The organism is Nocardiopsis yanglingensis, assembly GCF_045809185.1.
Taxonomy (GTDB): domain Bacteria; phylum Pseudomonadota; class Gammaproteobacteria; order Xanthomonadales; family Xanthomonadaceae; genus Stenotrophomonas; species Stenotrophomonas yanglingensis.
On record NZ_JBJNRH010000002.1, the window covers coordinates 68166 to 88675 of the forward strand.

General features: G+C 67.4%; 18 protein-coding genes. 7 read left to right on the plus strand and 11 right to left on the minus strand.

Features of this window, described 5'->3' with window-relative positions; genetic code table 11:
* Positions 1-5 precede the first annotated feature (5 nt).
* Together ACJ7C5_RS03525 and ACJ7C5_RS03530 are read right to left on the minus strand one after the other, a co-directional pair.
* Positions 6-551 (minus strand): DUF4019 domain-containing protein, encoded by a 546-nt coding sequence (locus ACJ7C5_RS03525; RefSeq protein WP_097048343.1) that lies wholly within the window; start codon positions 549-551, stop codon positions 6-8.
* 58 nt (positions 552-609) lie between these two features.
* Positions 610-1773 (minus strand): COG3904 family protein, encoded by a 1164-nt coding sequence (locus ACJ7C5_RS03530; RefSeq protein ID WP_412703068.1) that lies wholly within the window; start codon positions 1771-1773, stop codon positions 610-612.
* Between the two features lie 429 nt (positions 1774-2202).
* Here ACJ7C5_RS03530 and ACJ7C5_RS03535 point away from each other — a divergent pair, with 429 nt between their 5' ends.
* From ACJ7C5_RS03535 to ACJ7C5_RS03545, 3 genes are all read left to right on the plus strand, one after another.
* Positions 2203-3681: an AlkA N-terminal domain-containing protein gene (locus ACJ7C5_RS03535; protein WP_412703069.1), complete on the plus strand. Its 1479-nt coding sequence runs from the start codon at positions 2203-2205 to the stop codon at positions 3679-3681.
* The gene (locus ACJ7C5_RS03540) at positions 3678-4169 is read left to right on the plus strand and encodes a methylated-DNA--[protein]-cysteine S-methyltransferase (protein ID WP_012510484.1); all 492 of its coding nucleotides are present in this window, start codon (positions 3678-3680) and stop codon (positions 4167-4169) included. Before ACJ7C5_RS03535 ends, ACJ7C5_RS03540 begins: the two co-directional genes overlap by 4 nt.
* A 418-nt stretch (positions 4170-4587) precedes the next feature.
* The gene (locus ACJ7C5_RS03545) at positions 4588-5841 is read left to right on the plus strand and encodes an alkaline phosphatase family protein (protein ID WP_412703070.1); all 1254 of its coding nucleotides are present in this window, start codon (positions 4588-4590) and stop codon (positions 5839-5841) included.
* Between the two features lie 110 nt (positions 5842-5951).
* Here the strand turns inward: ACJ7C5_RS03545 and ACJ7C5_RS03550 are convergent, their stop codons facing one another.
* Complete coding sequence (locus ACJ7C5_RS03550; protein ID WP_004150462.1) at positions 5952-6131, minus strand: 30S ribosomal protein THX; 180 nt, start codon at positions 6129-6131, stop codon at positions 5952-5954.
* Positions 6132-6241: 110 nt separating this feature from the next.
* Complete coding sequence (locus tag ACJ7C5_RS03555; RefSeq protein WP_008264835.1) at positions 6242-6655, minus strand: MerC domain-containing protein; 414 nt, start codon at positions 6653-6655, stop codon at positions 6242-6244.
* Between the two features lie 135 nt (positions 6656-6790).
* On the opposite strand from ACJ7C5_RS03555, the gene ACJ7C5_RS03560 reads away from it, so the two are divergent.
* The 4 genes from ACJ7C5_RS03560 to ACJ7C5_RS03575 all read left to right on the plus strand — a co-directional run bounded on the left by ACJ7C5_RS03560 (position 6791) and on the right by ACJ7C5_RS03575 (position 12599).
* A complete protein-coding gene (locus tag ACJ7C5_RS03560; protein ID WP_412703071.1) occupies positions 6791-8995 on the plus strand; it encodes a TonB-dependent receptor in 2205 nt (734 codons plus the stop codon).
* 199 nt (positions 8996-9194) lie between these two features.
* Positions 9195-9761, plus strand: a complete 567-nt coding sequence (locus tag ACJ7C5_RS03565; RefSeq protein ID WP_094000224.1) for a TetR/AcrR family transcriptional regulator — start codon at positions 9195-9197, stop codon at positions 9759-9761.
* Positions 9761-11434, plus strand: a complete 1674-nt coding sequence (locus ACJ7C5_RS03570) for an MFS transporter (protein ID WP_412703072.1) — start codon at positions 9761-9763, stop codon at positions 11432-11434. The genes ACJ7C5_RS03565 and ACJ7C5_RS03570 overlap by 1 nt, the downstream gene beginning before the upstream one ends.
* Positions 11435-11444: 10 nt before the next feature.
* Positions 11445-12599, plus strand: a complete 1155-nt coding sequence (locus ACJ7C5_RS03575; protein ID WP_412703073.1) for an HlyD family secretion protein — start codon at positions 11445-11447, stop codon at positions 12597-12599.
* A gap of 92 nt (positions 12600-12691) precedes the next feature.
* Here the strand turns inward: ACJ7C5_RS03575 and ACJ7C5_RS03580 are convergent, their stop codons facing one another.
* The 7 genes from ACJ7C5_RS03580 to creB all read right to left on the minus strand — a co-directional run bounded on the left by ACJ7C5_RS03580 (position 12692) and on the right by creB (position 20494).
* Positions 12692-13183: a Fur family transcriptional regulator gene (locus ACJ7C5_RS03580; protein ID WP_004150412.1), complete on the minus strand. Its 492-nt coding sequence runs from the start codon at positions 13181-13183 to the stop codon at positions 12692-12694.
* A gap of 34 nt (positions 13184-13217) precedes the next feature.
* Positions 13218-14621 carry a glutamate--tRNA ligase gene (gene gltX, locus ACJ7C5_RS03585; protein WP_049399599.1) on the minus strand — a complete coding sequence of 468 codons (1404 nt, stop codon included), beginning with the start codon at positions 14619-14621 and terminating at the stop codon, positions 13218-13220.
* 153 nt (positions 14622-14774) lie between these two features.
* Complete coding sequence (locus tag ACJ7C5_RS03590) at positions 14775-16352, minus strand: M28 family metallopeptidase (RefSeq protein WP_412703074.1); 1578 nt, start codon at positions 16350-16352, stop codon at positions 14775-14777.
* A gap of 142 nt (positions 16353-16494) precedes the next feature.
* Positions 16495-16905 carry a hypothetical protein gene (locus ACJ7C5_RS03595; protein WP_412703075.1) on the minus strand — a complete coding sequence of 137 codons (411 nt, stop codon included), beginning with the start codon at positions 16903-16905 and terminating at the stop codon, positions 16495-16497.
* Positions 16906-16915: 10 nt separating this feature from the next.
* Positions 16916-18235, minus strand: coding sequence for a cell envelope integrity protein CreD (gene creD / locus ACJ7C5_RS03600; RefSeq protein WP_412703076.1), 1320 nt, complete (start codon positions 18233-18235; stop codon positions 16916-16918).
* Between the two features lie 81 nt (positions 18236-18316).
* On the minus strand, positions 18317-19777 hold the full coding sequence (gene creC / locus ACJ7C5_RS03605; protein ID WP_412703077.1) for a two-component system sensor histidine kinase CreC: 1461 nt from the start codon (positions 19775-19777) through the stop codon (positions 18317-18319).
* 3 nt (positions 19778-19780) lie between these two features.
* Complete coding sequence (gene creB, locus ACJ7C5_RS03610; RefSeq protein ID WP_412703078.1) at positions 19781-20494, minus strand: two-component system response regulator CreB; 714 nt, start codon at positions 20492-20494, stop codon at positions 19781-19783.
* Positions 20495-20510: the final 16 nt, after the last annotated feature.

Consider the following 20510-nt stretch of genomic DNA (forward strand, 5'->3'; position numbering starts at 1 on the left):
TCTCCTCAAGGTGCCGACGCACGCAGGCTGTAACCGGCCAGGCGCCACACCTGGTCCTCGTCGAAACGGAACGAGACCAGCTCGCGCACTGGCTGCGCGCTGTTGGCGAAACGGGTCGGGAAGCTGACATTGATGTACAGCCCTTCCGGCACGGCAGCACCGGCGCTGTACTTGACCCGGGTGATGGTCGGCTGGCCCCGCCCGGCCAGCGCGCCCAGGCGCGTGCGCTCGGTGGTCAACTGACTGACGAAGGCGGCCTTCGGTACTGCGCGGCGCGCGACGGCTGAAGCGCCATCCCACAACTCGCCTGCGCGGTTGGCATCGACCAGCTGCGCCGCCTTCACTGCGGCCGCGCCCATTTCCGCGTCCTGTTTCTGCACCTGCGCCTGCTGCGCGGCGGTCAACGCCGGAGCGCCGGCCGTGGCCGGTTTTGCAGCCGCCGGCGAGGCCGGTGCCGGGCGCGCGGGTGCCGGTGCAGGCGTGGCCGGCGCGGGTGCCTGCGCCAATGTGGTCAGGGGCAGCAGGGACAGCAGCAGGAGCACGCGCTTCATGGACACCGCCGGTTCTCGGGAAAGAACCGCAGTCTACGCCAGCGCAGTGAGCCGTTCGTCAGCGCGCGTGGGCGCTGCCTTCCACCGCTGCGGCATCGGCCTGCGCGGCCGGCGTGCCGGTGTCTGCTGGCGCCTGTTCGGCCAGCGGCGGCGGCTCCGAGGGTGCCGGTGGCAGCGTTGCCACATCGATCTCCGACAGCGGGCTTTCTTCCGGGCACACCGCATCCGGGAAACCGAAGCGCTGCTTCAGTGCCTGGCCGCAGCTGTTGATCGATTCCATGTCGGCGCCTTCGCGCTTGCACTGCTGGTCGAAGGCAATCAGGAACGCGTCCTTGCGCTGCACGAAATCATCGCCGCAGGCCCGCATCTGCTTGATCCGCTCCAGATCGTCCTGCACCGCATTGGTGCCATCCAGGCCGTACTGGCGCAGCTCGTCCGGGGTCAGCAAGCGCAGGCTGCGGTTGGGCACGGTCATCATCAGGTCGGCCACACCCACCGCCACGCCATTGCGCTGCAGGTAATCCTTCACGTTGTCGTAGACCTCGTGCAGCTCGCGGTTGAGCTCGGCGCGCGAGGTGGCCTTGGAACTGATGCGCATCATGCGGTGGATGCCGACCTTGCCCGACAGCAGGCGGTTGTCACCGGCGGCCAGCACGAACACGCACGCGCTGTGGCAGATCGAGCCCTCGCGCACCCAGATGGTCCAGCCCGATTCACCGATGCTGTCACCGGCGACGATCGCCGATTCCACCTGGCCACCGCTGGAGTCCAGGTCGAGGATGCGCTTGTGGATCTTCTGCTGGTCAGCGACCACCGCCAGCCGCCACATCATTTCGGCGAAGCCCGGATTGATCTTGCCGGCGTAACGCACGCGCATCAGGCCGCGCTCGGCACACGGCGCCAGGGCCTGGGTGATCTGCTCGCGCTGCAGGCCTTCCAGCTCGACACCGTCGCCGGCATCGCCCGCATATTCCGTACTGCAACTGACCCACGCACGCCCATTTTCCAGCTGCGCCTGCGGCCATGGCCGATCCGCCTGGCTGCGCGGCGGTGCCGGCGGCGGTGGCGCGTCGGCGGCATTGATCGAGACCATGTTCTCGCCATCGCTGGCCGGTGCCCTCGCCGCCTTGTCGGCAGCGGTCACATTGCCCGGATTCTCCAGCTGACTGCAGCCCGCCAGGGCCAGGCACAACAGGGGCAACCAGCGGAATTTGGCGGACATCGGGCAACCGGGATTCATGGGAGCAAGAGCCACAGTCTACCCGTCCAGGCCGCGCATTCAGCGCGTGGCACTGAACCCCTTCTGACCCTTGGGAAAGTGTGTCGACCAAGGTCGACACCTACCAACAGCAAAAGCGTGCCGACCAACGGTCGGCACCCACCAACTGCAGCGACCAACTGTCAGAGGTGGGGCGGTGTGGGCTGACAGGACCGTTGGCGCCATGGATGGCGCCATCGAGCCCCCATGGACGGGTTTACGGCGTGTCCTGCCAGCCCACACCGCCCCGCCATCCCACGGACTGCCAGCTTTTGATTGAGACGTTGACGGTGACGTTGCGGGTGCAGGGCTGCAAGCCCTGCCAGAACCCCCTCCAGCATCCATGTCCGAATCCGGCGAGTATCCCTGCCCGCACCCGCCTAGACTGGCGCCATGGACACCGCCCTCGCCCTCGACACCGCCGCCTGCGACCGCGCCCGCCTGGCCCGCGACGCACGCTTCGACGGCGTGTTCTTCACCGCCGTGCGCAGCACCGGCATCTACTGCCGCCCCGTGTGCCCGGCGCCGCCACCGAAGCCGCGCAACATCACTTACTACCCGACTGCGGCCGCTGCTGCGGCAGCCGGTTACCGCCCGTGCCTGCGCTGCCGTCCCGAACTGGCACCGCAGGCCCAGCAGGCATTGGCCGGGCAGACCGTGCAGCGCGCCCTCGCGCTGATCCATGGCGGTTTCCTGCAGGAGCAGCCGGTGGCCGATCTTGCAACGAAGCTCGGCCTCAGCGCGCGCCAGCTGCAGCGCCTGTTCGTTGAACACCTGGGCGCGACGCCGGGGCAGATCCACGCCACCCATCGCCTGCTGCTGGCCAAGCAGCTGCTGACCGAGACCACGCTGCCGGTGACCGACGTCGCGCTGGCCGCCGGCTACAACAGCCTGCGTCGTTTCAATACGGCCTTCCTGCAGGGCTGTGGCATGGCGCCGACCGCACTGCGTCGCCAGCACCAGCCGCTGGCCGCCGATGACGGCTGCCTGTTACTGCGCCTGGCGTACCGCCCGCCGTTGGATTTCCCACGCATGCTGGCCTTCCTGCGCAAGCGCAGCCTGCCAGGCATCGAGCTGATCGGCGAAGACAGCTACCAGCGCGTGCTCGGTACACCCGAGCGCCCCACCCTGCTGCGCGTCACCGCCGACCCGAAGCGCCCGGAACTGCGCCTGCAGCTGGGCGCGGTCGATCCGCGCCTGATCCCCGACATCGTGCGCCGCGTACGCCGTGTCTTCGACCTTGATGCCGACCTGCAGCAGGTGCATGCCGCGCTGGGCGAAGAACCGCTGCTGGCGCGTGGCATCGCCGAACGCCCCGGGCTGCGCGTGCCCGGCGGCTGGGACGGCTTCGAGGTCGGTGTGCGCGCCGTACTCGGCCAGCAGGTCACTGTTGCCGCAGCCACCACCTTTGCGCGGCGGCTGGTCGACGCCTATGGCGCGCACCTGCCGGGCATGCCATCGGAATTCGATCGCCAGTTCCCCGCGCCCGAGGTGCTGGCTGAGGCGCCGCTGGAATCGATAGGCCTGCCGCGCAGCCGCGCCGCCACCGTGCGTGCGCTGGCCGCTGCCTGCGCCAGCGGCCAGATCGACTTCGGGCCCGGTCAGGCATTGGAGGAATTCGTTGCGCGCTGCGTGGCACTACCCGGCATCGGCCCCTGGACCGCCCAGTACATCGCCTTGCGTGGCCTCGGCCAGCCCGATGCCTTCCCCGCCGGCGACCTGGTGCTGCAGCAGGTCCTCGGCCACGCGCAGGGCCAGCGCCTGAGCGAACGCGCGACCGAAGCGCGCTCGCAACCCTGGCGGCCGTGGCGCGCCTATGCCGTGCTGCATCTGTGGCACCTGTCCGGCACTTTCGTTGGAGAACCGACATGACCCTGTTGTTTGATCGTTTCGACAGCCCGATCGGCGTGTTGACCATCGCCGGCGACGAGCGTGGCCTGTCCCATGTGCTGTTCCCGGAAAACCGCCACCCGGCACGCGGCCGAGACGACTGGCACTACGCGCCGGATGCGCTGCCGGAAGCACGCGAGCAGCTGCTGCAGTTCCTGCACGGCGAACGCAGCAGCTTCGACCTGGAGCTGGCGCCACGCGGCACGCCGTTCCAGCTGCGTGTGTGGCAGGCGCTGGCGTTGATCCCGTTCGGTCAGACCTGGAGCTACCTGCAGCTGGCGCAGCACCTGGGCCAGCCCAGTGCGACCCGCGCGGTCGGCGCTGCCAACGGCCGCAACCCGCTGCCGATCATCCTGCCCTGCCATCGCGTGATCGGCAGCAACGGGGCACTGACCGGCTTCGGCGGTGGCCTGGAAACCAAGGCCGCGCTGCTGCGACTGGAACAACGCCAGGCCCCGCTGTTCGCTTGAGAGGGTTTGCCGGGCTGCGCCCGGCACCCGCAGAGGCTAGAGCAACAGCAACAGCGGGCTTCCTGCGCGGAGGCAGGGTGGGTCCGGTTGCAGGGGACGCTGCAAGTACGTCCCTGTAAGCTCGGTCGCGCCATCCATGGCGCTCACGCCCCTGCAACCGGACCCACCCCGCCTTCGACAGGTTCCTGCGATCTGTCCGAACGTCATTCTGCGCGACTGTTGGTAGGTGTCGACCTTGGTCGACACGGTAGATCCACGCCATGCGTGGATGGGGGCATCTGGAATCTGTCTGGTGAAAAGCCCCCTTCTTGTTGAAGGGGGCACGCCGACGGCGCGGGGATGAGGAAAATGTGCGGACACGGCGCGCGATAGCGCGTCGTGTCTTGGGGTGGTCATTGCACCGGCTTATCATGGGCGCATGACTTCCGTACGCCTGACCTGCGCGCTGGCGCTGCTGCTGCCATTGGCGGCCTGCACCACCACCGCGCCCGCCCCATCCACCTCCGTTTCCACTGCCGTCGCTGCGGCCGCGCCGCCGAAGCTGCTGCTGATCTCGATCGACGGCCTGCGCGCCGACGCGCTGGACCGCGGGTTGACCCCGAACCTGCAGCGCCTGATTGACGGCGGCGTGCGTGCGCGCTGGATGACGCCTTCGTACCCGTCGCTGACCTTCCCCAACCACTACAGCATCGTCACCGGCCTGCGCCCGGACCACCACGGCATCGTCAACAACAGCATGGACGATGCAACGCTGGGCCGGTTCGAGCTGAGCAACCGTGAGGCGGTCACCACCAGCGGCTGGTGGGGCGGCGAACCGATCTGGGTCGGTGCCGAGAACGCCGGTGTGCGTTCGGCCACCACGTCATGGCCGGGCAGCGAATCGGAAATCCGTGGCGTACGCCCCAGCCAGTGGCGCGTCTACGACGGCAAGGAACCGCTGGAGCAGCGCGCCGGCATCGTGCTCGATTGGCTTGCACAGACCGACGCCGATGCACCCCGCCTCACCACCCTGTACATGGAACACGTGGACAAGGCTGGCCACAATTACGGCCCCGAATCGAAGCAGTACGCCGAGGCCATCGTGCGCGCCGACCAGATCGTCGGCCAGGTGCTCGATGGGCTGCAGCAGCGCGGCCTGGCCGAGACAACCAACGTGATCGTGGTCTCTGACCATGGCATGGCCAGCGTCCCGGTCGGCCAGGTGATCTCCACCGAATCGATGGCCGACCCGGCCATCGCGCGCAATGTCAGCCAGGGCCAGTCGGTGGGTTTTGCGCCGTTGGCTGGCCATGAGGCCGCCGCCGAGCACGCCCTGCTCGGCCGCCACGCGCACTACGAGTGCTGGAAGAAGGAGAACCTGCCGCCGCGGCTGCACTACGGCACCCACCCGCGCGTTCCCGCCATCGTCTGCGTGATGGATGAAGGCTGGGATGCCCTGCATCAGGAGAAGATCGCCAAGCGCGACCATCAGGATCGTGGCTCGCATGGCTACGACAATGCCCTGCCCTCCATGCGCGCGGTGTTTGTGGCCAGCGGTCCGTCGTTCCGCCAGGGCCTGGTGATCGATGGCTTCGACAACGTCGATGTCTATCCGCTGCTGGCGCACCTGCTGCAGGTGCCGGCCGCGCCGAACGACGGCAATCCGGAAACGCTGAAGAAAACCCTGCGCTGATCGTACGTCATCCGTCGGGCATGGCCCGGCGGACGCAGCAAGCGGAACGACGAGCATAAAAAAACGCGGCGCCAGGCGCCGCGTTTTTCGTTGAACCGGTCTGGGCCGGATCAGGCCTTGGCGACAGCCTTCTTCGCCACAGCCTTCTTCGCCGGAGCCTTGGCCACGGTCTTCTTGGCAACCGGAGCGGCGGCGCCTACGGCGACCTTGCTCGCGGTGTGCGAACGGGCGTTGCCGTAGCTGGCGTTGTAGCGCTTGCCCTTGGCGGTCTTGCGGTCACCCTTACCCATGTCTTCAACTCCTCAAATGTGAAATCTGGTTACCCCGTACTGACACGGGTTCGGCGGGGCCGCCTTGCTGGGCGCCCCCGCGCACGATCGAAAATCCTATCACGGAGCGCCTAGTGCGCGCAGCTGGCGTCGTGCACGTGACCGTGGTTGAGGCGCAGGTTGACCAGGTGCGCGACACCCACCAGCAGGCCGCCGATGGTCATCACCACCGCGTGCGGCACGGCATTGTGGTGCAACGGGTCGTACAGCACGCCAGCCCACAATGCGACCAGACCGGGAATCAGGAAGCCCAGCGCACGCAGCGCGCCATGCCGGCGATAGCCCCAGACCAAGCTGAACAGCCCCAGCAGGGTCACGAACACCACCAGCGCCTGTTCAACGCCGTCGCTCAGCCAGAACGACAGGCCCAGCGACGGCGCTGCGGCCAGCAGCACGGGGATCACCGCGCAGTGCACCGCGCACAGCATCGAACCAGTGGCGCCGAAACGGTCGAGCAGGTGGCGCAGGCGTGAGGACAGGGACATGACTTCCAGCAGGGTCGGCGAATCGTTATGGAATAATATAACATCCCTCCCCGACCCGCACGGTTTCCCTCCCCCTGTCCCGCTGACGGGATTCGTGCGCCCAGCGATTGATACAGTGTAACAAAGGACCCACCGATGCCCGCCCGTACCCCGCGGTTGAAGCCGCATTCCCTCGCCCTGGCCCTGACCGCCCTGCTTCCGACCGTTGCCTTCGCCGCCAGCGAAGACGATTCCCATCGTGACCGCCACCTGACTGAACTGTCGTCGGTGCAGGTCACCGCGTCGCCGCTGCAGGGCGATGCCGAATCGCTGGCGCGCCCGGTGGACGTGCTGGCCGGTGAGCGCCTGGACGAGCAGAAGGCCGGCACCCTCGGCGATACCGTGGCCAAACTGCCCGGCGTGCAGAGCACCTTCTTCGGCCCTGGCGTCGGCCGCCCGATCATCCGCGGCCAGGAAGGCCCGCGCGTGGCCGTGCTGTCCAATGGCATGGGCAACATGGATGCGTCCACGGTCAGTGCCGACCATGCCACCAGCATCGAGCCGTTCCTGGCCGACCAGATCGAAGTACTGAAGGGCCCGGCCACGCTGCTGTTCGGCAGTGGCGCCATCGGTGGCGCGGTCAATGTGGTCGATGGCCGCATCGCGCGCGAACTGCCGGAGCGCCCGCTGAGCGGCCGCGCAGAACTGCGCGGCAATTCGGTGAACAACGAACGCAGCGGCATGTTCCGCCTCGATGGCGTCAGCGGCAATGTCGTGCTGCACGTGGATGGCCTGGTGCGCAATGGCGATGACTACCGCATCCCCGGCTATGCCGTGATCGACAGCCTTGAAGATCATCATGATCACGACCATGACCACGCGGGCGAGGAAGGCGAAGAGCCGCGCCGCGGCCGCCTGGACAACAGCTCGATCCGCACCCGCGCCGGCGGTGTCGGCGCAACGTGGCTGGGCGACGGCGGCTACTTCGGCGTATCCGCCAGCACCTACCGCACCAACTACGGCATTCCCAATGGCGCGCACGTGCACGCCGAGGGTGATGATCATGGCCATGACCACGGTCACGACCATGGCGATGAAGAAGAAGGCGGCGACGAGCATGACGTGCGCATCGACATGGTGCAGAACCGCTTCGAGACCAAGGCCGGCATCTATGCCCCGGTCTCGTTCCTGAAGAACATCAATGCACGCGTGGCCTACACCGATTATGAGCACGTGGAGCTGGAGGCCGGCACGCCGTCCACCCGCTTCACCAACCGCGGCATCGAGGCGCGCCTGGAAGCCGTGCAGCAGCAGATCGGCGGCTGGGACGGCGCCTTCGGCCTGCAGTTCGGCAACAGTGATTTCGGCGCCAAGGGCGAAGAGGCGTTCGTTCCGGATACCGGCACCAAGAACATCGGCCTGTTCGTACTGCAGGAAAAGCAGTTCGGCCCGTTCAAGCTGGAACTGGGCGGCCGCCACGACCAGGTCAAGCTGGACCCGACCGGTGACTATCGCCGCCGCACCTTCGGCGCCACCAACCTGTCTGCGGCCGGCATCTGGAAGCTCAACGACACCGTCGACCTGCGCATCGGCGTGGACAGCTCCGAGCGTGCACCGACCAACGAAGAGCTGTATGCCGCCGGCGCGCATATCGCCACCCGCTCGCTGGAAATCGGCGATGCCAACCTGAAGACCGAGCGCGGCCAGCGCGTGGAACTGGGTATCCACACCCACAGCGAACGCCTGGACTTCTCCGCGTCGGTCTACCAGACCAGGTTCAAGGACTTCATCTACCTGGCCGACACCGGCGTCACCGAGGGCCTGCCGGTTCGTGCGTGGACCCAGCAGGATGCGGTGTTCCGCGGTGCCGAAGCCGAAGCGCTGGTGCACTTGTTCGAGGGCGGTGCCGGTGACTGGGATCTGCGCCTGTTCGGCGACTACGTGAAGGCCAAGCTGGATGGCAGCGGCAGCCGCAACCTGGACATCGCCGTGCCGCATGGCGACCACAACCACAACTACAGCGTGGAGCTGGCCAACACCGGCTACCTGCCGCGTATCGCCCCGGCCCGCGTCGGCGCCGATCTGCGCTGGTCGAAGGATGGCTGGCGTGCCTCGGTCGGTGCAGTGCGCTACAGCCGCCAGAAGGACGTCGCCCAGAACGAGGAGCCGAGCAACGGCTACACCCTGGTCGACGCGCACCTGGCCTACCGCTGGGACCGCAACGCGAGCAACAGCTACGAAGTGTTCCTGGATGGCAGCAACCTGACCAACCGCGAAGTGCGTCCGCATACCTCGCTGCTGCGCGACTACTCGCCGCTGCCGGGCCGTGGTGTCGCATTCGGCATCCGCGCGTTCTTCTGATCGCGCACGGCGGGGTCGGATCCCTTTCCGAAGGAAAGGGCTCTGACCCCACGCTATCCCACGGGGGCCTTCGGGCCCCCGTTTTCGTTTCGGTCGACTCCATCACACATCCGTCACAAAGATGTGCGTACGACAACAACCGGACAATCCCGTCACTCAATGTCTCGCCAATCGGACACTTTTGTCCGAAAATAAACCCATGACAGCCCAACGTGCCGATGCTGCTGCCCGCCGCGCCCTTATCCTCGACGCCGCCGATCATGTGTTCGGCCAACATGGCGTCACCGCCCCGCTGGACCTGGTGGTCGAACGCGCCCAAGTGGGCCGCGCGACCCTGTACCGCAACTTCCCCGACCGCACCGCGCTGATCCAGGCACTGCTGCAGCGTACGGTCGACCGCATCCGGCGCCAGGTCGAACAGCTCGGCGACCGCGACGACGCCCTGTTCGAGGTGTTCGAGGGCATGGCCCAGCGCATCATCGATTCGCCGGCGCTGGCCGATTACTGGCGTGCAGTCGATTCGGACGTGCCGGCCATGCGCACCGCGCGCGAAACCGTACGCGATCTGCTGGAAGCGCCGATCGCCCGCGCCAAGGCCGCCGGCCTGTGCCGTGCCGACCTGGAGAAGACGGATATTTCACTGATCTCGGGCATGCTGGGCGCGGCCCTGCGCGGCAAGACCCGCGAAGAGCGCGCCCACCTGGCCGGGCGCGCCCTGCAGCTGCTCCGCGGGGGTCTCCAGGGAGCAACCAGCGAGGCCCGCTGATGGTCCAGCCGTATCTGAAGCCGGTTCCGGATTGGGAGGAGCACGAGAAGCCGACCATGCCCGGTTCGGCATCGATGCCCTGGCATCCGCCCTATCGACGCGTGGCCTATGCACTGGTATCGCTGCTGGTGGCGATCACCGGCGGCCTCGGCAATGCGCTGGTCACCGCCAACCTGCCCTTCCTGCAGGGCCAGCTGGCGCTGACCCCGACCCAGGGCAGCTGGCTGGTGGCCGCCTATGCAATGGTCAACGTCACGGCCAACCTGCTGGCCTTCAAGTTCCGCCAGCAGTACGGCATCCGCCTGTTCGCCGAGATCGGCCTGGGCCTGTACGCGGCGCTGGCGGTACTGCACCTGTTCGTCGGCAGCTTCGAGACCACGATGCTGACCCGTGCTGCCAGCGGCTTCGCCGGCGCGGCCTGTTCGACGCTGGGCACGCTGTACATGCTGCAGGCGCTGCCACGGCGGTTCACCGGCAACCTGCTGGTGGTCGGTGTCGGCCTTTCGCAGCTGGCGGTGCCGATCGCCTGGATCGTGTCGCCGGGCCTGGTCGATACCGGCCAATGGCACCAGCTGTACTCATTCGAAGCCGGGCTGGCACTGTGCGCGTTCGCGGCAGTGGTGGTGCTGAAGCTGCCGCCGGGCATCCAGGTGAAGGCGTTCGAGCCGCTGGACTTCCTTACCTTCGCCCTGCTCGCACCGGCCGTCGCGCTGCTGGTGATCGTGCTGGCGCAGGGCTACACCCGCTGGTGGCTCAACACGCCATGGCTGGGCTGGGCACTGGTCGCCTCGATCGTGCTGTCCACCACCGCCTTCATCATCGAGCACTACCGGCGCAATCCACTGCTGCAGATCCGCTGGCTGTCGAAGCTGCCGGTGCTGCACTTCATCGTCGGCGCGTTCCTGATCCGCTTCCTCACCACCGAGCAGTCCTATGGCGTGGTCAACCTGATGCGCACGCTGGGCATGGGGCCTGACCAGATGCGCCCGCTGTTCGTGGTGATCCTCGCGGGCGTGGTCACCGGCATCGCCGGCGCCTCGCTGACCTTCGGCCCGAAGCGACTGATCGCCCAGCTGCTGATGGCGATCCTGCTGCTCGGCGCAGCCGCCTTCTTCGACCAGCACCGCACCAGCATGGATCGACCGCACGATTTCTATGTCAGCCAGTTCCTGGCCTCGGTCGGTGCCGGCATGTTCATGGGCCCGTTGATCATGCTCGGCATTTCCGCCGCGCTGAAGCAGGGCGTGGATCACATGATCACCTTCCTGGTGACGCTGTCGATCACGCAGACGCTGGGCGGCCTGGCCGGCTCGGCGGTGCTGGGCACCTTCCAGCTGCATCGCGAGCAGTTGTACTCCAGCGCATTGACCAGCCAGCTCGACCCGGCCGACCCGGTGGTGGCACAACGCCTGCGTATCCAACAGCAGCTGTACAGCGCACAGATCACCGACCCGGTGATGCGCAGTGCGCAGGGCAGCGCGCAGCTGGCGCAGACCGCGCGCCGCGAAGCCAACGTGCGTGGCTTCAATGATGTGTTCACACTGAGCGGTTGGTTGGCCATCGGCTTCCTGTGCTGGTTGCTGCTGCTGTCGCTGCGCACCGCCGTGCTGAAGCAATGGCGCAAGCGCCACCCCACTTCCCCCGCTGCGGCCACGCCGGCCGCGCTCCGCTGAGTCCTCCACCATGCCCCCCGTCCCGCCCCGACCCGACGACACCGACAACGTGACCCCACCGCCACCGACGGACGCGGCGCCTGCACCCACGCCCGTTGAACCGGCGGTCGCGCCGAAGTACCTCAAGCCCAGCGCGCGCAGCGTGGTGGTGATGGTGGTGGTCGCCCTGCTGGGCATCGCGCTGATCCTGCGCGCCTGGCACCTGTGGCCGTTCACCAGCAGCGTGATGGTGACCGACAACGCCTATGTGCGCGGACAGATCACCGTAATGGCGCCACAGGTGAACGGCTACGTGACCGAAGTGCTGGTGAAGGACTTCCAGCACGTGAAGGAGGGCGAGCCACTGCTGCGCATCGATGACCGCATCTATGCCCAGCGTGTCGCCCAGGCACAGGCAACGCTGGACAGCGCACGCGCGGCACTGGCCAACTCCGACCAGTCGCAGGCACAGAACCGTGCGCAGATCGCTTCGGCGCACGCCACGCTGTCGGCCGGCCAGGCCGAGCTGCAGCGGTCGCGCAATGAATTGAAACGCTACGAGGAACTGGCTGCGCAGCAACTGGTGTCAGTCAACGATCGCGACAAGTTCCGCACCACCCAGGCCTCGGCACAGGCCAGCGTGCAGCAGTCGCAGGCGCAGATCCGCATCGCCGAGGAAACGCTGGTGTCGACCCAGGTGGCACGCAAGAGCCTGGAAGCCCAGGTGGAGAGCGCACAGGCACAGCTGGAACTGGCGCGCATCGACCTGGCCAACACGTTGATCCATGCGCCGCGCGACGGCCAGATCAGCGAAGCCAGCGTGCGCGTGGGCCAGTACGTCGCCGCCGGTTCGCAGCTGCTGTTCCTGGTACCTGACACGCTGTGGGTGGTGGCCAACTACAAGGAAGGCCAGACCTGGGGCATGGCGATCGGCCAGCCGGCCACGTTCTCGGTGGACGCGTTCCAGGGCCAGGTGCTGCGCGGCCGCGTGCAGGAGATCGCCCCAGCCACCGGGTCGGAATTCAGCGTGCTGCGCCCGGACAATGCCAGCGGCAACTTCACCAAGGTGGTGCAGCGGCTACCGGTGCGGATATCGATCAATGAAGGTCAGAAGCTGGCAGAGCAGCTGCGGCCCGGCATGTCGGTGATCGTGCGGGTGGATACCCGTTCCAAGCCGATGGACTAGCCTTGTCATGAAACGGGGTCAGATCCCTTTGCCAATGGCAAAGGGATCTGACCCCGCTCCTATGCCGGCCAGCGGCCGGCACTACCGTTGCGTTACCCGGCGCAGCGCGCGCAGAGGCCGTGCACTTCCAGGGTCTGCGCCTGCGGCTGGAAGCCCAGCTCCTTGGCGCGCTTCTCCAGCTGGGTGACGATCTCGCGGTCTTCCAGTTCCACCGCGCTGTGGCAGCTGTTGCAGATCAGGAACGGCACCGAGTGCGCGGCACTGCTGGGATGGTGGCAGGCCACGAAGGCATTGACCGATTCCAGCTTGTGCACAAAGCCATTCGCCATCAGGAAGTCCAGCGCGCGGTACACGGTGGGCGGGGCATCGGCGCCCACGCCCTTGCCGTTGCGCACCCATTCCAGCAGCTCGTAGGCCTTGACCGGCTTGCCGGCCTCGGCGATCAGCTTCAGCACATTGGCGCGGATCGGGGTCAGGCGCAGCCCGCGTTCGCGCGAGACGCGCTCGACCACCGCCACGAAATCCGATGCGTCGTGGACGTGGTGGTGCGGGGCGGTACAGGCAGTGGCGGTCTTGGCGGGCATGCGTGTTCTCCGGTTCGGGCCTGGCAAGGATGCCTCAGGCCGTTGCTACCTTGGTGATGGCCACATCAATGCGTTTCAAGGCCTGCTCGCGGCCGGCCAGGTAAACGGTATGGGAAATGTCAGGACTGACCTGGGTGCCGGTGATGGCCACGCGCAGCGGCTGGGCGACCTTGCCCATGCCGATTTCCAACGCTGCGGCCGCGTCGTGCAGGGCGACGCCCACCGACTCGGCGGTCCATTCCGGCAGGGCGGCCAGCAGCTCGCGGGCCTTGCCCAGCGCCACTTCTGCACCGGCCTTGAAGTGCTTGGCCACCGCCGCTTCGTCGTACTCGGTCAGCGGCTGGTACCAGACCACGGCCTTCTCGGCCATTTCCTTCAGGGTCTGCACGCGTTCACGCAGGGCGATCACCACGTCCTCCGGGGCGGGGCCGGCGGCCACGTCCAGGCCCAGCTTCTGCAGCTGGTAGACCAGGTGCGGCACGATCGCGGCCACGTCCTCGGTCTTCAGGAAGTGCTGGTTGACCCAGCCCAGCTTGGCCATGTCCAGGCGCGAGGCCTTGGAATTGCAGTCCTTCACGTCGAACAGGTCGATCAGCTCCTGGCGGCTGAACAGCTCCTGGTCACCATGCGACCAGCCCAGACGGGCCAGGTAGCTCAGCAGCGCATCAGGCAGGTAGCCGGCGTCCTTGTACTGCATCACGTCGGCCGCGCCGGTGCGCTTGGACAGCTTGGCGCCCTGCTCGTCCAGGATCATCGGCATGTGGCCGAACTTCGGCACCGGCGCACCGATACCTTCGTACAGGTTGATCTGGCGCGGGGTGTTGTTGATGTGGTCGTCGCCGCGGATGACCTCGGTGATGCCCATGTCCCAGTCGTCCACCACCACCGCGAAGTTGTAGGTGGGGTAGCCGTCCGGGCGGAAGATGACCATGTCATCCAGCTCGCTGTTGGCGATCTCGATGCGGCCCTTGATCAGGTCGTCGAACACCACCGTGCCTTCCAGCGGGTTCTTGAAGCGGATGACACGGTTCGGGTCGTCCTTGCGCGGCAGGCCCAGCTCGCGCGCAGCACCGTTGTAGCGCGGCTTCTCCTGCCTGGCCATGGCGGCCTCGCGCATCGCGTCCAGCTCTTCGCGGGTTTCGTAGGCGTAGTACGCCTTGCCGTCGGCCACCAGCTGCTCGGCGACTTCCAGGTAACGGGCGACGCGGTCGGTCTGGTAAATCGGGCCTTCGTCGTAATCCAGGCCCAGCCACTCCATCGCCTCCAGGATGGCGTCGATCGCACCCTGGGTGCTGCGTTCACGGTCGGTGTCCTCGATGCGCAGCACGAACTCGCCGCCACGGTGGCGGGCCTCCAGCCAGCAGTACAGCGCAGTGCGGGCACCACCGATGTGCAGGTAGCCGGTGGGACTGGGGGCGAAGCGGGTGCGGCAGGTCATGGACGGCTCGAGGAACGGGAATCCCCCGATTTTACCAGCCCACCGCCCCCGACGGAAAAAGGGGACGGAGGGGATCAAGTCGCGATTGCCCAGCCGCTGGGCCTGCAACCGGGAAACGGAGGGGAGAAACGACTTAATCCCCTCCGTCCCCTTTTACGGTTCCACCTTGCGTGGGAAGGACTGCTCGCGCATCGCGGCGTTGTAGGCAAATGAGGCGACGATGGCTGCGGCCTGCTTCAGGTCTTCCGGTTCGGCGTGGTCCCAGGTGTCCAGGTGGCTGTGGTGGACGTTGGTGAAGTAGTCCAGCCGGTCCTGGATGAACTGGAAGCCCGGCAGGCCGATGCGGTCGAAACTGATGTGGTCGGTGCTGCCGGTGTTGCGGGTCGCAACGGTGGTGGCACCCACGTCATGGAACGGCGCCAGCCAGGCTTCGAAGATCGGCATCGCCGCCAGGTTTTCCTGCGCGTAGATGCCACGGAAGCGGCCCGAGCCGTTGTCCATGTTGAAGTAGACCTGGAACTTGCCGTAGTCGCGGGTCTTCTGCAGCGCGCCGGTTGGCTCGCGCAGCGAGGCCGGCAGCGCCTTCTGCGCCGGGTCGGTGGGTTCCGGGAAACGACCGAAGTGCTTGGCCACATAGGCCTGCGAGCCGATCAGGCCCTGTTCCTCACCGCTCCACAGCGCCACCCGGATGGTGCGCTTGGGCTTGGCGCCGGTGGCCTTGAGGATGCGCATCGCCTCCATCATCACCGCCACGCCGGCCGCGTTGTCGGCCGCACCGGTACCGCTGTGCCAGGAATCCAGGTGCGCGCCGATCATCACCACTTCATCCGGCTTGCTGCTGCCACGGATCTCGGCCAGCGTGTTGTAACCGGGCTGGTCGGCCTCGTCGGTGAAACGCGCGGCCACATCCACGCGCAGGCGCACGGTCTGCTTGGCCTCCAGCGCGCGCACCAGCGGATTGAAGTGCTCGCTGATCATCGCCAGCTCGGGAATGCCCACCGACTCACCCGCCTTGCGCGAGCCACCACCAGCAACGCGGATGATGCCGTTGTCCCAGCTGCTGATGCTGATCGAGGCCAGCGCGCCTTCTTCCACGAAGAACGCATTGACCTTGGACGCCAGCTGCTGGCGCTCCTGGTACTCCTTGACCCGCTTGGCACGCTCGGCGGTGGCGTCCTTGTCCTTGGGCAGGGTGAATTCCTGCAGGCCCTCCAGCGAGGTGGCGTCATGGCGGTGCGAATCCGCCTCGGTGCCGCGCTTGTACTCGCGCGCCTCGCCCAGCAGCAGGATCTTGCCGCGCAGCTTTCCACGGTACTTCTCGATGTCCTCGGGCTTCTTGATCTCGACCTGGACCAGTTCGCCTTCAACCGGGCCCTTCGTTCCAGGGGTCCAGGCCTTGGGCAGCGCATGCAGCGGCTGCACGCGATCACCCAGCATCTCCACGCTGGCCGAGGTGAACTCCCAGCCGCGCCCGAAGTCGTCGAAGGCTTCGTCGTGGACGTTGTCCAGCTTCCATTCGTTGAACTTGCCGCGGGTCCACGCATTGGCGCGGCCCATCGCCGGCGAGTTGGTCAGGCGCGGGCCGATGCGCTCGGTGAGATAGCTGAAGGTGTCCATCACCTGCGAACGGTGGAAGGCCTCCTGGCGGATGCGGCTGACCATGTCCAGGTCCACCGGCTCGCGCTGCTGCGCGCCTGCATTGCCACCCATCGCCAGCGCTGCGGCCAGCATGCCCCACTTCAACACATCGCACCCCTGCCCTTCGGCTCGATCATCAACCCATCGAGTCTAGCCAGCAGGGGCGCGCGGATACCGTCCCATCGGTCATGGACAGCGACAGTAGATCCACGCCATGCGTGGATGAACAACCGAATCATCCACTCCATCCCAGCCACAGCTGCGCCCGTTCCGGCAGCAGCAGCAACCAGTGCCGCCGGTCGATGCTGCTGCAGCCATACACCGCCGCATGCGCGGGCCAGTCATCGGGCAGGCCGCCGATGCCGATTTCGGTCAGCGCCTCCGCCCCGGCCTTCCATGGCCGGTAGCGCGGCACCCTGCCGGCCAGCGCACCGCGTCCCTGCCGTGCGCCCTGCAGCCAGGCCAGTCCCTGGCCCTGCAATCCCTCGCAGGTCACCGCTGCCAGCTGGAAGCGGACCAGGCCGGGGGCGATCCGTGCCCCCGGCAGGGCCGCCAGCACGCCATGTGCCTGCAGCAGCGCATCCACTTCCAGCAGGGCCGGAATGCCCTGCCGTGCCCGTTGCCGCAATCCCTGGCGCCAGCTCATGGCCTGCTCCTTACTTCAGGTCTGCGCCAAGCGCGTACCAGTCGACCCGGCGGGTCACCCACATCGCCAGCGCCAGGATCACGAACAGCAGCAGCGAACCCATCAGCAGCGCGTTGTTCTCCGACACCAGCAGGCCATACAGCGCGCCATACAACACGGTCAGCAGCGCAGCGAAGCCGAGGCCGCGCTTCCAGTGGCCCAGCACGTTGGCCAGGTACACCGCCTGCAGGCCGATACAGGCCACCGCCGAGACCAGGTAGGCCTTCCAGAACGCGATGTGTTCGGACAGGCTGATCAGCAGCAGGAAGAAGATCGCCAGCGCCAGGCCCACCATGAGGTACTGCAGCGGGTGGATGCGCAGCGACCTGATCAGCTCGAACAGGATGAAGCCAACGAAGGTGAGCAGCACGAACAGCACGCCGTATTTCGAGGCACGGTCGGCCTGGGTGTAGGTATCGACCGGATCGACCAGCGACACCGTCACCGCCTGCGAGTCGACCGAACCATCATTGCGCAGCTGTCGCTGTGCGTCGGAGGCCAGCGAGGACACCGCCCAGCGCGCATCGAAGCCCTGTGCGTCGACACGGCGCTCGTTGGGCAGGAACGCACCGCTGAACGACGGATGCGGCCAGCTCGAACGCAGCGCGATGTGGGTGTCATCGCCCACCGGCACCACCGACAGCATGCGGCTGCCATCCAGGCGCAGCTCCAGTTCAACGGTGCTGGCAGCCAGCGTGCCGCCCTGTTCCGCAGCGAAACCGGCCACCGGCGCATGCAGGCCTCGCCCCACCTCGCTGGCCGCGCCAACGCCCGGCAGCAACCGCAGTTGCTTGCCATCCACGCGCAGGTTCGGCGTACCGACCAGGCCACGCACATCGGAAATGCCCACCGCCACATACGGCTGGCCGTAGCTGCGGCCGGCCTTCACCGGATAGTCGTCTGCAGCGAACGTCGCCTTCATCTGGCCGTTCCAGCTGTATACCGGCACCTTGAACAGGCCGACCTCACGCTGGCTCGGCAGCATCTCGCCGCCCACCTCCAGCGACGCCGGCATCTGCAGCCAGTGCCCCTCGGTGACCTGCACCTCGGTCTTCTTGACGCCCAGCGGGTCAACCAGTTCAACCTGCTTGCGTTCCACCCATGGCACCACCCGTACCGGGCCCACCAGCTGCTGTGCTCCGGCGCGGCTGTCGGCCACCCGCAAGAAGGCCTCGTCGCGGTAAGCACTGCGTTCGTTGATGACCCCGCGGATCATCGTCAGCGGCACCAGCAGCAGCAGGATCAGCCCGCCGACAATGGCGAACCGCAGCAGCATCTTCAGGGATTTCATGGTCCATCCTCGTTGGAGAGGGCTGCAGGATGGACCGCCGCGGTGAGCAGGGTTTGTGGCGAATTTGAAGCGAGTGTGAAGTCAGCGGCGCGGGCGCTGGCCCGGCGCACCCAACGGCAGCCACAGGCTGGCCACGGTGCCGCCGCCCTCGCGGACATCGACACTGGCGCGCCCATCGTGCAGGCGCGCGACTTCCTGCACGAATGGCAGGCCCAGGCCGGAACTGCGACGCCCGCTGCCGGGGCGCGCCAGCGAATAGAAGCGTTCGAACACCCGCTCACGCGCGTAGTCGGGAATGCCGGCACCGCGATCGGCCACCTGCAGGCGCACGCCCTGCCCGTCCACCTCGGCCTGCAGCGAAATCTCCGCGCCGGACGGCGAGAAGGCAATCGCGTTGTCGATCAGGTTGTGCAGTGCCTGCCGCAGCAGGTAGCCGTCGCCCTGCACCTGCAGGTCGGGCACGCTGCCGATGCGGACCTGCACGCCCGCCGCTTGTGCGCGCACCTGCGCGGCAGCGGCCGCATCGGCCAGCAATGCCGGCAGCGCGATCCGGTCGCGGGTCTGCAGCCAACCGTGCTGTTCCACTTCGGCCAGCGCCAGCAGCTTGTCGATGGTCTCGGTCAGCCGCTCCTGCTGGTCGACAATACTGCGCGCGAAATGCACGCGATCGGCTTCGGGCAGCGGCTCCTGCAGCAGCTCGGCAGCACCGCGGATGGCCGCCAGCGGGCTCTTCATTTCGTGCGTCAGCGACTGCACGTACTGCTCGACGTAGGCCTTGCCTTCGAGCTTCTGGCGCATCGTTTCCAGCGCCTGGCCGAGATCGCCGATCTCGTCGCGGCGGCGCCGTGGTGGTGGCACCGGTTCGCCGGCGCTGACCGCGCGTGCATAGCGGCTGAGCTGGCCGAGGCCAGTGGTCAGCCACATGGTCACCAGCACGCCGACCAGCGCTGACAGCCCGATCAGCCAGGCACCGCGCTCGATGATGGCGCGCTGGCTGGCGGCGATGAACGGATCGATGCTGCGGTTGGGCTGGGCCAGGCTGAGCACGCCGATGAGGGTGCGCCCATCGGCCGGGTCATATACCGGCGCCGCCACATGCATCACCGTATCGCCTTCTTCGCCTGGCACTTCCGGGCTGGAGCGGGCGCCGTACTCGCCACGCAGGGTGCGGTAGACATCGTTCCAGCGCGAGTTGTCGCGCCCCAGGTCGCGGCCCAGCGAGTCGTAGATGACGATGCCCCTGGCATCGGTGATGGTCACCCGGTAATCCAGCGAGCGCTTGGGGAAACGCCAGACCATCGCCTTGAGATCGCGCTGGCGCGCCTTGGCCAGGTTGCGGGTGAAGCTGCCGCTGCGGATGGTGCCCGCCTTGACGTCGGCGGCGGCCATCTCGGCCAGCACGTTGGCGGCGTCGACCAGGGTCGATTCCATCGCCTGGCGCACACCCGGCTTCACTTCGTTGACGAACACGCGCATCACGAAGAACGCGGCGATGCCGGTGATCAGGAAGAAGCCGAGAAACAGCTTCAGTACCAGGCGCATCGGCTAGACCTCCAGCGCGTAGCCGAGGCCACGGTGGGTGCGGATCGGGTCGTCGCTGGCACCGGCTGCGCGCAGCTTGGCACGCAGCGTCTTTACATGGGTGTCGACGGTGCGGTCGGCACTGTCGGCGCTGCTGTCCCAGCCACGGTCCATCAGCTGGGCACGGCTGAGGATGGCTCCGGGGCGCTGCAGCAATGCTTCCAGCAGTGCGTACTCGTAACGGGTCAGGTCCAGCGCCTGTCCGCGGAAACGGATGCGCCGGCCTTCGCGGTCGATGGCGAACGCGCCATGTTCCTGCCAGCCCGCGTCCGCGCTGGGCGCTGCGACGGCCGGTGCCGCACGGCGCAGGCGCGCACGCACCCGTGCCACCAGTTCGCGCGGCGAGAACGGCTTGGTCATGTAGTCGTCGGCGCCCAGCTCCAGGCCGAGCACACGGTCCACTTCGTCGTTGCGGGCGGTCAGGAAGATCACCGGCAGCTGCGCCACCGGCCCGGGCTGCGCGCGCAGCCGCCTGCACACTTCGAAACCGCCCAGGTCGGGCAGGCCGACGTCCAGCACCACCACATCGATATCCCCGGCCTGCAGCCGTTGCAGGGCCTCCCCGCCCAGCAGGCAGTGGCTGGCGGCATAGCCCTCGCTGCGCAGCGCATAGAGCACTGTTTCGGCGATGGCGGCTTCGTCCTCGACTACCAGGACATGGGCAACGGGAGCTGTCATGGCGCGCAGCATAGCC